The organism is Actinomadura darangshiensis (genome assembly GCF_004349235.1).
GTDB classification, from domain to species: Bacteria; Actinomycetota; Actinomycetes; order Streptosporangiales; family Streptosporangiaceae; genus Spirillospora; species Spirillospora darangshiensis.
Map to the genome: position 1 here is coordinate 1 of NZ_SMKY01000299.1, position 10946 is coordinate 10946.

The 10946-nt window shown below is 71.5% G+C and carries 13 protein-coding genes; 7 read left to right on the plus strand and 6 right to left on the minus strand.

Features of this window, described 5'->3' with window-relative positions:
* Positions 1-264: 264 nt before the first annotated feature.
* A complete protein-coding gene (locus E1293_RS38655; RefSeq protein ID WP_132203706.1) occupies positions 265-678 on the minus strand; it encodes a DUF7144 family membrane protein in 414 nt (137 codons plus the stop codon).
* A gap of 162 nt (positions 679-840) precedes the next feature.
* A complete protein-coding gene (locus E1293_RS38660; protein ID WP_132203708.1) occupies positions 841-1563 on the minus strand; it encodes a class I SAM-dependent methyltransferase in 723 nt (240 codons plus the stop codon).
* A 70-nt stretch (positions 1564-1633) separates the two neighbouring features.
* Here E1293_RS38660 and E1293_RS38665 point away from each other — a divergent pair, with 70 nt between their 5' ends.
* Both E1293_RS38665 and E1293_RS38670 read left to right on the plus strand, forming a co-directional pair.
* Positions 1634-2350 carry a TetR/AcrR family transcriptional regulator C-terminal domain-containing protein gene (locus E1293_RS38665; protein WP_207939345.1) on the plus strand — a complete coding sequence of 239 codons (717 nt, stop codon included), beginning with the start codon at positions 1634-1636 and terminating at the stop codon, positions 2348-2350.
* 103 nt (positions 2351-2453) lie between these two features.
* On the plus strand, positions 2454-3437 hold the full coding sequence (locus E1293_RS38670; RefSeq protein WP_132203710.1) for an NAD(P)-dependent alcohol dehydrogenase: 984 nt from the start codon (positions 2454-2456) through the stop codon (positions 3435-3437).
* A 12-nt stretch (positions 3438-3449) separates the two neighbouring features.
* On the opposite strand, the gene E1293_RS38675 is transcribed toward E1293_RS38670, so the two are convergent.
* Entirely contained in the window at positions 3450-4031 is a 582-nt protein-coding gene (locus E1293_RS38675; RefSeq protein WP_132203712.1) for a TetR/AcrR family transcriptional regulator, read from the minus strand.
* 35 nt (positions 4032-4066) lie between these two features.
* Here E1293_RS38675 and E1293_RS38680 point away from each other — a divergent pair, with 35 nt between their 5' ends.
* Both E1293_RS38680 and E1293_RS38685 read left to right on the plus strand, forming a co-directional pair.
* Complete coding sequence (locus E1293_RS38680; protein WP_132203714.1) at positions 4067-4987, plus strand: phenylacetate--CoA ligase family protein; 921 nt, start codon at positions 4067-4069, stop codon at positions 4985-4987.
* Positions 4988-5030: 43 nt separating this feature from the next.
* A complete protein-coding gene (locus tag E1293_RS38685; RefSeq protein ID WP_132203716.1) occupies positions 5031-6011 on the plus strand; it encodes a threonine ammonia-lyase in 981 nt (326 codons plus the stop codon).
* An 11-nt stretch (positions 6012-6022) separates the two neighbouring features.
* Here the strand turns inward: E1293_RS38685 and E1293_RS38690 are convergent, their stop codons facing one another.
* Positions 6023-7888, minus strand: a complete 1866-nt coding sequence (locus E1293_RS38690; protein ID WP_132203718.1) for an ABC transporter ATP-binding protein — start codon at positions 7886-7888, stop codon at positions 6023-6025.
* A gap of 175 nt (positions 7889-8063) precedes the next feature.
* Between E1293_RS38690 and E1293_RS38695 the strand changes: the two genes are divergently transcribed.
* Positions 8064-8411: a hypothetical protein gene (locus tag E1293_RS38695; protein ID WP_132203720.1), complete on the plus strand. Its 348-nt coding sequence runs from the start codon at positions 8064-8066 to the stop codon at positions 8409-8411.
* On the opposite strand, the gene E1293_RS38700 is transcribed toward E1293_RS38695, so the two are convergent.
* Positions 8412-9080 carry an NADPH-dependent FMN reductase gene (locus E1293_RS38700; protein WP_132203722.1) on the minus strand — a complete coding sequence of 223 codons (669 nt, stop codon included), beginning with the start codon at positions 9078-9080 and terminating at the stop codon, positions 8412-8414.
* 132 nt (positions 9081-9212) lie between these two features.
* On the opposite strand from E1293_RS38700, the gene E1293_RS38705 reads away from it, so the two are divergent.
* Positions 9213-10130, plus strand: a complete 918-nt coding sequence (locus E1293_RS38705) for a helix-turn-helix domain-containing protein (protein WP_132203724.1) — start codon at positions 9213-9215, stop codon at positions 10128-10130.
* Positions 10131-10300: 170 nt separating this feature from the next.
* Positions 10301-10633 (plus strand): class I SAM-dependent methyltransferase, encoded by a 333-nt coding sequence (locus E1293_RS38710; protein WP_341770239.1) that lies wholly within the window; start codon positions 10301-10303, stop codon positions 10631-10633.
* On the opposite strand, the gene E1293_RS38715 is transcribed toward E1293_RS38710, so the two are convergent.
* Positions 10612-10761, minus strand: a complete 150-nt coding sequence (locus E1293_RS38715; RefSeq protein ID WP_207939347.1) for a hypothetical protein — start codon at positions 10759-10761, stop codon at positions 10612-10614. The genes E1293_RS38710 and E1293_RS38715 overlap by 22 nt on opposite strands.
* Between the last annotated feature and the right edge of the window lie 185 nt (positions 10762-10946).

The window sequence follows — 10946 nt, forward strand, 5'->3', positions numbered from 1 at the left end:
CCTGCCGGACGGCGCCGAAAGGGCCAGCCGCAACGCCCCGCGTCCGAGCATCGCGAACGTCTCCGCCGGATGCATGACGACCTCGAACCCCAGCAACCCGGTGTAGAACCCGATGGCCGCATCCACATCCCGGACGATGTAACGCACAAGCACAGTCTCGGTCACGACCAACACCTCCCCACCTGACCCGCGAGCACACACACTCCTCGCACTCAAGGGCCACAGTCGGTCACGCAGGCCGGGGGCGGCTGCCAGTACGCCTGGTCAGCCTCGTGAGCCGGCGGGCGGGGCGGTGAGGGCGTAGATCAGCAGGACGCACATCGCGATCGTCAGCACCGACCAGAGCGGGAAGGCCTGCAGGAACGCCAGATGCCCGATCGCCGCCAGGACGGCGAAGAACACACCCGTGGCGCGCGCCCACATCTTCCCGGCGACGATCCCCGCGCCGACGGCCACCTGGATGATGCCGAGGAACAGCCAGAACCATCCCCAGGCGGTGAAGTCGAACACCATGATCCGGTTGTCGCCGACGAGGTAGTAGTCGTCGTTGAACAGGGCGACCAGCCCGTCGATGATGTTGAACGCGCCGATGACCACGGCGAGGGTGCCGGCGAACGTCAGCCACCCCGACGTCCGCTGCCCGTGGCGTACCGCGGCCGGGCCCGAATCGTGAGCCATTTTGGTCGTCATTGAACCTCCCCGCACTCGCGGCCAAATCGGCCGCACCCCTATGTTCCGAAAAGGTCCCCCTTGTGCTGTGGCCGACAAACGGCGGTCGTCCTTTTCTTGGCAGGGCCCAGCCCTAACTCTGAACCCTGATTGGCAAAGGGGCCGCTGAGGTCAGGCGGGGGTGACGGGTCGGCGGGCGAGGACGAGGCGGGCGCGTGGGGTGCCGTTCTCGCGTTGGCCCAGGGACGTCAAGGGGACGGTCGTCACGGTGAATCCGGCCGCCGCCAGCTCGCCGCGAACCGCGTGCAGTGGGCAGGTGCGGTAGTACATGACGAATGGTGGGCGCCATACGGCGTTCCGTACGCGCATGGCCGCGTCGAATCCGAGCAGCGCCCAGTATCCGGCGGACGCGACGGGCGGCGGCGCGGTGATCGGGAAGGCGAAGGCGCCGCCGGGCCGCAGTGCGCGGTGCACCCCGGCGAAGAGGGCGGGCCGTTCGGCGGGCAGCAGGTGTCCGAGGGCCCCGAAGGTGACCGCGAGGTCGAAGGTCTCGGCGAAGGGCAGTTCCCGGACGTCGGCCTGCACCCAGTCGGCGTCCGGGTGCGCCGTGCGCGCCTGCGCGAGCATGCCGGCGCTGAAGTCGACGCCCGCAACGCGTCCATGGCACAGGGGTTCGAGGGTCCGCATGCCCGCACCCGTGCCGCAGCACACGTCCAGTCCCTGCTCGAACGGCCCCAGCGGACGCAACGCGTCGGTCGTCGCGTCGAGAATGCGGTCGGGTGTGCGGAAGGGCGTGCCGTCGAACTTCGGGGCGAGCAGATCGTAGCCGCGCTCGACCGAGGAGAGGGCCTGGACCGCCAGTTCACGCAGCGAGGGACCTTGAGGGGAGAACACCGGCCAAGCGTACTTCGCGGGCGCCGCCAGACTTACCGTGTACGGGTAGGGTTCGGCGGGAGGGAGATCCATGACCCCAAGGACCGACGCCGAAGAGCTGACCGAGCAGCCGCGCGTTCCGCTGAGCCGCCGCCGGGTGCTGCGCGCGGCCGTGGGACTCGCCGACCGCGACGGCCTGGACTCGCTCACCATGCGCCGGCTCGCGCAGGAGCTCGGCGTCGAGGCGATGTCGCTGTACCACCACGTCGCCAACAAGGATGCCGTCCTCGACGGCGTCGTCGAGGTGATCCTTGGGGAGATCACGGCGGCGGCGGACGAGGTCGAGGCGCCGTCCCCGCGCGAGGACTGGCAGGCGGCGCTGCGCGCGCGGATCCTCGCCGCCCGGCAGGTCTTCCTGCGCCACCGCTGGGCCCCGCAGGTGCTCGAAACCCGTCCCACCACGAGCCCCGCCGTCATCGCCTACCTCGACGGCGTCGTCGCCATCCTCCGGGCGGGCGGGTTCCCGTTCGACCTGGCCCACCGTGCGCTGCACGTGCTCGGCAGCCGCGCCCTCGGGTTCACCCAGGAGCTGTTCCAGCCCGACGGCGCCCAGACGGCGGACGCTGCGGCCGCCGCGATGATGGAGCAGATGGCCGAGCGGTTCCCGAACATCGTCGGGATGCTGGCGGACGCCGTCCACGACGACCCGGACGGCACCCTGGGCTTCTGCGACGACCAGTTCGAATTCGAGTTCGCCCTGGACCTGATCCTGGACGGCCTGGAACGGCGCCGCGCCGCCCGCTCCTGATCCCCCGCTGGGCGAGCACCGCTTCAGGGCGACCCTTGACCCCCTTACGGCGTACGACTACCTTACGACGTATGACAGCCTTACGTCGTACGAAGGGGACGCCATGAAAGCCTGGACCTGGGACCGCTACGGTCCGCCCGACGTCCTGACCCTCAAGGACGTCGACGAACCCGGCATCGCCCGCGACGAGGTGCTCGTACGCGTCCGAGCGGCGTCCGTGAACCCCTACGACTGGCGCCTCACGGGAGCGGACCCGAAGCTGGCACGCCTCGAAGTCGGCCTGCGCCGTCCGAAGCCGGGCCTGGTCTGCGGCGCCGACCTCGCCGGCGTGGTCGAGCGGGTGGGCGACGAGGTGACCGGCCTGCGGCCCGGCGACGAGGTCTTCGGCGAGGTGCGGCTGGGCTCGTTCGCCGAGGCCGTCGCGGTCCCGCAGGACAGGCTGGCCGTCAAGCCCGTCCGGCTCACCTTCGAACAGGCCGCGTCGGTCTCGATGGCCGCGCACACCGCCCTGCAAGGGCTCCGCGACACGGGCAGGATCGCCGCCGGCCAGCGGGTCCTGGTCAACGGCGCCTCCGGCGGCATCGGCACGTTCGCCGTCCAGCTTGCCAAAGCCTTCGACACCGAGGTCACCGGCGTGTGCAGCACCCGCAACGCCGACCTGGTCCGCTCCCTGGGCGCCGACGACGTCGTCGACTACACCCGCGAAGACTTCACCCAACGTGAGGGACGCTACGACCTGCTCATCGACATCGTGGGCGACCGCTCCCTGGCGAAGCTGCGGCGCCCCCTGACCCGCCGCGGAACCCTCGTGATCGTCGGCGGCATCTCCGCCCGCGGCGGCCTCCTCGGCCCGGCCGCACAGGTGCTCCGCGGCACCCTGGCCGCCCCCTTCGTCAGCCAGCGCATCGCCACCGTCAGCTGGAAGCCGAACTCCGCAGACCTGCGGTTCCTGGCCGAACTAATGGAAAAGCAACAAGTCACCCCCGTGATCGACCGCACCTACCCCTTCACCGAAATCCCCGAGGCCCTCCACTACCTCAAACGCGGCCACGCCCAAGGCAAGGTCGCCATCACCATGCGGCCGTAGCCCCGCGGCCGGCTAGCGGGTTGCGGGGACGTCGGCTAGGAACATCGCGACGATGTCGTCGATGACCGCTGGGCTTGCCTGCCCGGGGGTGACCTCGGGGACGATGTCGTCCGGGCCGCGGCGGAGGTCGAGCCAGCCGAGGTAGGTCGCGTAGCCGATCACGGCGCGGCGGCGCGCGGCGTCCGGGGCCAGCCGCAGCTCCCGGTAGATCGCGCTGATGTAGTCGACGCGCTGGGCGGTGACCCGGCGCAGGACCGGCATGACCACCGGGTGATCGGCGTGCGCCATGAGCGCGGGCTGCAGCCCCGGGACCGACTCGCCGCCGAACGCGCCGCGTACCAGCCGCACGAGCCGCTCGGCCGGATCGCCGACGTCGCCCAGGTCGCCGATGATCCCCGCCGTGGACCGCTCCCACTGCTCAAGCGCCGCCTTGAGCAGGGCGTCCCGGTCGGCGAAGTGCCAGTAGAAGCTGCCGCGGGTCACGCCGAGGTCGCGGGCGAGCGCGTCCACGCGGACCGCGCCCACGCCCCCCTCGGCCAGCGCCCGCAGTGCCGCGCGCGTCCAGTCCTGTGGTGCGAGCCGAACCCTTGACATGTCCGTACACTACTGTACGGTCGTTCCATACAGGGGTGGGGGTCACGCCCGCCATGCGCGCGGTGGGCATCGGTGCGCCGGGCCCGGCACACCTGTCACGGCAGATGATGGCGGAGGTGGCGGCGGGACGACCCGGCGGTGCGCCCGAGCTGAGCGTGGCCACGCCGATCCCGGACCTGGTGGACGCCCTCAACGGCCGCCGGCCCGACGCGATCTCCACCTTCCCGAGCACCGCCGCGCTCCTGGCCGAGGAGCAGCTCGCCGGACGGCTCCGCATCGCCCCGGCCATCGTCGCCGTCGGCGCCGAAGTCATCACCGAGGACATGCGCCGGCGCATCCGCGCCGCCTGGAACCTTGAGCCGCAGCAGGCCTACCTGACGGGGGAGGCGCCACTGATCGCCTCGTCCTGCGGCGGCCAGGACGGCATGCGCCTGTGGGAGGACCTGGTCCTGGTGGAAGTGGTCGACGAGAACGACCGGCCCGTCGCCGCCGGCGTCCGCGGGCACAAGGTACTGATCACCAACCTGGTCAACCACGTCCAGCCGCTCATCCGCTATGAGTTGACCGACATGGTCACCCTGGCCCCCGACCACTCCGGCGACTCCGTCCGACGGCTCTCGTCCGTCGAAGGACGCAGCGACGACATCATCACTTTGCCGACTCCGAGCGGGGGCGAAATCGCCGTCCAGCCGGTTTTGCTGCGGACACCGTTCACCGCCTTCCCCGAGGTGACGCAGTACCAGGTCACCTACGACGGCAGCGAACTGGCCGGCCGCATCGTCCTCCGCGAGGACTCGCCCCCCGACACGGCCGACCGCCTGCGCGCCACCCTGACCCGCGAACTCCGGAAGGCCGGCGCCATCCCACCTCCCATCACCATCACCCCCACCCAAAGAATCGACCGCGAACCAGGCCACGCCGCCAAGTTCAAACTGATCAGGACCATCCCCCAATAGCCGCACACCGTGCGGTTCGCCGAGGTCGGGTACATTGCGCGTCGTGCCCGACACGCGCTTGGATCTCGACCGAATCCGTGCGGCTCGCCGCGTGATAGACCCGGTGTTCCTGGACACTCCGCTGTTCCGGTGCGAGGCCCTGGGACGGGCGCTCGGCTGTGCGGTGAGCATCAAGCTGGAGACGGCGAACCCGGTCCGCAGCTTCAAGGGCCGGGGCACCGAGCTGGTCGCGAGCGGTCTGAGCGAGCAGGGCCGGACGGCCGCGGTGTGCGCCAGCGCCGGCAACCTCGGCTGGGCGCTGGGCTGGTCGGGGCGTCGCCGCGGCCTCGAAACGACGGTCGTGGCATCGCGCCGGGCACCGGCCGCCAAACTCGATCGGATCCGCGCCCTGGGCGCGGTGCTGGAACTGGTCGACGGCGACTTCGACATGGCCCGGGAACGGGCGGCGAGCATGGCGCGGCAGCGCGGCGTCCGGCTGGTCGAGGACAGCCTGGACATCGAAACCTGCGAGGGCGCCGCGACCATCGGCCTCGAACTGACGCGGCGGCCGCCCGACTTCGACACCGTCCTTATCGCTCTGGGAGGCGGCGCCATGGCCACCGGCGTGGGCCACGTCCTGAAGTCCCTGGCACCCGAGGTCGAGGTCATCTGCGTGCAGCCCCACGGGGCACCGGCGATGACCCGCTCCTGGCACGAGCGCCGAGTCGTCACCACCGACTCCACCGACACCATCGCCGACGGCGTCGCCGGCCGGCACCCCATCCCCGCCGTCCTGGACGACCTCCTGAAGGTGGCCGACGACGCCGTCCTGGTGCAGGAGGCGTCCATCGTCACCGGCATGCGGATGCTCATGGAACATGCCGGCCTGATCGTCGAACCCTCGGCCGCCCTTGGCGTCGCCGCCGTCCTGGAAGACCCCGGGCGCTTCGCCGGCCGCCACCTGGTCACCATCATCTGCGGCAGCAACGTCAACCTGGACGACTACCACCGCTGGGGCGCCGGCCGGCCGGCAACCTCGCCGTAGCCTCCAGCGCGTCACCCGATCGCCGATTGCGATTCCGGGTGACGCCGTCCGGCGGCGGAGGTTTCCGCGGCGGCCTCGTCGGTGAGGAAGCCGCCGGACTGGTGGTGCCAGAGACGGGCATAAGGCCCCTCGGACTGGAGCAGCTCCCGGTGGGAGCCCTCTTCCAGGACGCGGCCGCGGTCGAGGACGATCAGCCGGTCCATGCGGACGACCGTGCTCAGGCGGTGCGCGACGACCAGCGCGGTGCGGTCGCGCATCAGGTGCCATAGGGCCTCCTGGACGAGGAGCTCGCTCTCGGAGTCCAGCGCGCTGGTCGCCTCGTCCAACAGCAGGATCGGGGCGTCCCGGAGAATGGCGCGGGCGAGGGCGACGCGCTGCCGCTGACCGCCGGAGAGCTTGACGCCCCGCTCGCCGACCAGCGTGCCGAACCCGTCCGGAAGGCTCTCGACGAACTCGGTGACGTGCGCCGCCCGCGCGGCGGCGAGGATCTCGGCCTCGGTGGCGCCCGGCCGCGCGAGGGCGATGTTGTCGCGTACCGACCGGTGGAACATCGCGGGTTCCTGCGGGACGTACGCGATCAGGCCGCGCAGGTCGCGCTGGCGCAGCCGCGCGATGTCCTGGCCGCCGACGAGGATCCGGCCGCCGTCGACGTCCATGAGACGCAGCAGCAGCCGGGTGAGCGTGGTCTTGCCGCCACCGGACCGGCCCACCAGGCCGACCTTGGTGCCGCTCGGGATCTCCAGGTCCAGCCCCTCGAACAGGGGCGGGCCGGCGCCGTGCGCGAAGAGCACCCGCTCGAAGCGGACCGCCGCGTCGGCCGGACGCAGCGGCTGCGGGTCGGGCGGGTCCACGACGGTCGGCGGCGTCAGCAGCAGCTCGGTGAACTGCGCGCTCTCGGTGAGCGTGCTCTCCATCCGCCGGTAGATCTGGTTGAACTCGAACATGATCCGAGTCGCGTTGGTGTAGTAGGAGAATGTCACCACGATGGCCTCGACCCCGAGTCCGCCGCGCAGGGCCACCGCGACGAGCAGGCCCAGAGCGCTGGTCAGGATCGACATCGGCGCGACGATCGTGTCGACCCGCAGGTTGGCGTAGTCCCAGGAGCGCAGCGACAGGCGGTGCTGCTCGACGACCCGGCTGCGGAACTCGGCGGCCTCCCGCTCCTCGGCGGCGAACGCGCGGACCGTCTCCATGTTGCCGACCACGTCGGCGACGTGGCCCGACACCCGCACCTTGGCCGCCTCGCGCTCGTCCACCAGCGCCTGCCGGCGGCGGATGAGCGGGGTGACGAGGAAGCCGGTGAAGACGATCAGCCCCATGAGGACGACGACCAGAAGCGGGTGGTACCGCCATAGGATCACCGAGGCGAAGGACAACGGGATCACGTTGGCCACGACCGAGAAAGTGAGGGTGTCGGCGAAGTTCTCGAACCCGCCGGAGAAGCTCAGTATCCGTTTGGTCAGCGAACCGGCGAAGTTGTTGTGGAAGAACGCGGTGTCCTTGGCGAGTAACTGGTCCATGCCGGTGATGCCGAGCCATTCGATGCCCCGGCCGTTCGTCCGGTTGAGAAAGTGCAGCCCTACCCGCCACAGCGCCTCGCCCACCAGCATCAGGCCGGCGAAGCCGAGCACGTAGGGCAGGAGCGCGGCGAGATCACTTTCCCCGCCGTCGGCCAGGTGCCCCACCAGAGCGGCCACGACCAGTGGTGTCAGGTAGAACACGCAGGTGTTCCCCAGTGCTGGAAGACTGAACGCCGGAAGCGAGATCCGCCACTGGCGGCGCAGCACATCGCAGTAATAGCGCAGGGCCAGCAGAACCGCTCGCTGCCGGACCGACTGGCCGTTCCTGGAGGCACCCCGTACTCCTAGCAAAGCCACCCGCCCCTTCACACCGCCGCCCTCCTATGCTGCCTCAGGCCGACCTGGCAAAGCGAACGTATTTCCCTGTCGCCCAGGTCAACCGAAGCGCACTAAAAGGCGGCGGAGTGCGGAACCCCTGATCAGCCCGCCGAGCTGGACGGGCCCGCTGACCACGGTGCTTAATGGCGCGCGAATGGCACGGCGACCAAACGGCGACCTGGGGCGGACGCCGCACGGGCTCGTTCGGCGGACTGCCCGCAGCCGCGTGCGCTCACGCGCCTCCACCGCCCGGCACGCCGGGGCGTCCCGCTCCGTCCGCGCCCGCGCGCGGCTCAAGCCGGGGGTGTCCGTTGACATCGGCGGCGTCCTCGACCGGGCACGCACCGGAGGCGTCGCCGTCGAGGACCTGGCCGCCTACTGCGCCGCGGACCGTCCGCAAGCGGGCCTGGTGTTCGGTTGCGGCGCCATCCGCGGCCGAACAGACCCCCGGGCCCTCCGTCTCCTCGCCCGCGGCTTCCAGGACGAGGGCATCGCGAAGTGATCAACGCCGTTCTGCGGGGACTCCGGAGGGGAGCCCTGACGTGCCCCGCCCGTCCGCTGCGGGAACGCCAGGTGGCCGCGTGGGGCCCTCCGGGTACGGGCGGGCGGCGCGGGCCTCGCTCAGCGCCGTCGCCCACCAGGCCAGCTGGTCCAGCAGCACTTTCGCCGCCGCGTCCGGCCTCTCGGGGTCCGAGAGCACACCGGTGTCGTCGAACCGCTCCGAGTGGTGGTCGAAGCTGACCGAGTCGCGTACCGTCGCCGCGTGCAGCTCCGCGAAGACCGGCCGGAGCTGCTCGGTCGCGCGCAGGCCACCGCCGCGGCTGCCGTAGGAGACGAACCCCACCGGCTTGGCCTGCCACTCGGTGAAGTGCCAGTCGATCAGAAGCTTGAGCGCCGCCGGGAAGCTGTGGTTGTACTCCGGTGTGACGACGACGAACGCGTCCGCCGCCGCGAGCCGCCCGGCCAGCGCCCGCTGCTCCGCCGGGCGTGACGCGACGTCCCGCAGCGCGGCCCCGCTGGGCGGCAGCGCGGGCGGCAGTACCGCGTCCGCGATGTCGAGCACGTCGATCTCGAACCGGTCGTGCTCGGCGGCCCGGTCGGCGAACCACCGTGCGATCCGCGGTCCGTACCGGCCCTGGCGGACGCTGCCGATGATGATCACAAGTTTCATGCCGCTACTCCCTGGTCGACGGGGATCAACGCCAACGACCCTGGCCGCCGGGCGGCCGGGGAGGAACACCGTGCCGAGACGGGCACTGGCAGGGCGACGATGCGCCGCCGCCACCGCATTACGCTCGGCAGCGTGAGCGACAACGAGCTCGGCGCCTTCCTGCGCTCCCGCCGCGAGGCCATTCGGCCCTCGGACGTCGGACTGCCGCCCGGTACGCGGCGCCGCACCCCCGGCCTCCGCCGTGCCGAGGTGTCGACGCTGGCCGGAGTCAGCGTCGAGTACCTGGCCCGCCTGGAACAGGGCCGGGACCGGCGTCCCTCACGCCAGGTCCTCCGCGCGCTCGTGGACGCGCTGCGCCTCTCGGTGGACGACCAGCTCCAGCTCCGCCGGCTGGTGAAGGCCGCCCGGGGCATGCGGCTCCCCGTCGTCGAACCGCCGCGCTCCGATGTCCGCGCGACCGTCCGGATGCTGCTGGAACGCCTCGAACCCGCGCCTGCCGTGGTGGTCAACCGGCTGACCGACGTCCTCGCCCACACCGACGGGTTCGCCCGGCTGATGGAACCGGTCGGCCTCCTCGACCAGCCCTCCGCCAACCTCGTCCGTTTCGCGCTCACCGACCCCCGTGCCCGCACCGCCTACCCGGACTGGGCGACGATCGCCGACGCCAGGGTCGCGGCCCTGGGCCTCGCGGCGAACTGGCCCGACCCGCACCTGAACCGCCTGGTCGACGAGCTGACCGCACTCGCCGGTACGGCGTTCACCAGCCGGGCGCACGGACTGCCGCCCGCGCCCCCGCGGACCGGCGTCGAAGAACTGCGCCACCCCGACGCCGGGGAGCTGCGGCTCGCAGTCGAGACGCTGACGCTGCCCGACCCTGACGACCAGCAGCTCATCGTCTACCTACCGGCGGACGAGACCACATCGACGCGTCTCGACGACCTACTCAGAACCGGCCCAACCCCCCTGCCAAGTCGACGGGAGAGAGGACCGGCGGCCTTGGTGCGAGACGCCACGGCGCGCCTGAGCGGCGAGCGCGAGCCGACGCGGTGAGGCGAGCGGTTCGTTCAAGACCCGGCTCCGTCGTACCGTCGAGACTGCGGGCATGAGCGAGGACGCTTTCACTCCTGCCCTGGGCCGTTTCGCGCCCACCAGGTTCTATGACCCCGTGATCGCGCTGACACGCGAGCGCCTGTGGCGGGCCCTGTGCGCTGACGGAGTCGCTGGACGCGGAATCGGTGGACACCGTCGTGTCCAGCCTCGTCCTCCACCAATGCCCGGTCGAGGTGAAACGGGCGGTGCTCGCGTCGATGTACGCGGTGCTGCGTCCGGGCGGGAAGCTGGTCATCGCCGACTACGGGCGGCAGCGCACGAGGCTGATGCGACTCGCGTTCCGGACCGTCCAGCTCGCGGACGGTAAGGAGGACACCCAGCCCAACGCCGACGGCGCCCTGCCGAGGCTGATGTCCGGCGCCGGGTTCCGCGGCGTCCGCGAGACGGAGGCGGTGCCCACGGTCACCGGCTCGATCTCCGTCTACGTCGCACGCCGTGAATGACCGCGCAGGGCCGGCAGCACGGCCGCGGGCGTGAGGCCCATCATCTCGCGCATCCGCCGGGTGAGATGCGCCTGGTCGGCGAAGCCCGCGGCGACCGCCGCGGCCGCCGGCGACTGCCCCGCCCGCATGCTGCGGCATGACGGTGGAGAGCGCTGGCGCCCACCGGCCCTCGGTACATCCCATAACCCCCGCCAACGGCGAACCGAGGCACCAACTCCGGCCCGGCGTTCATTCCGCCGATCCTGCCAGCGGGTGGCGCTGCCGCGGGTCAGGCGGGGTTGAGTTCGGTGGTGGACGGGCCCGGGGCGGGGAG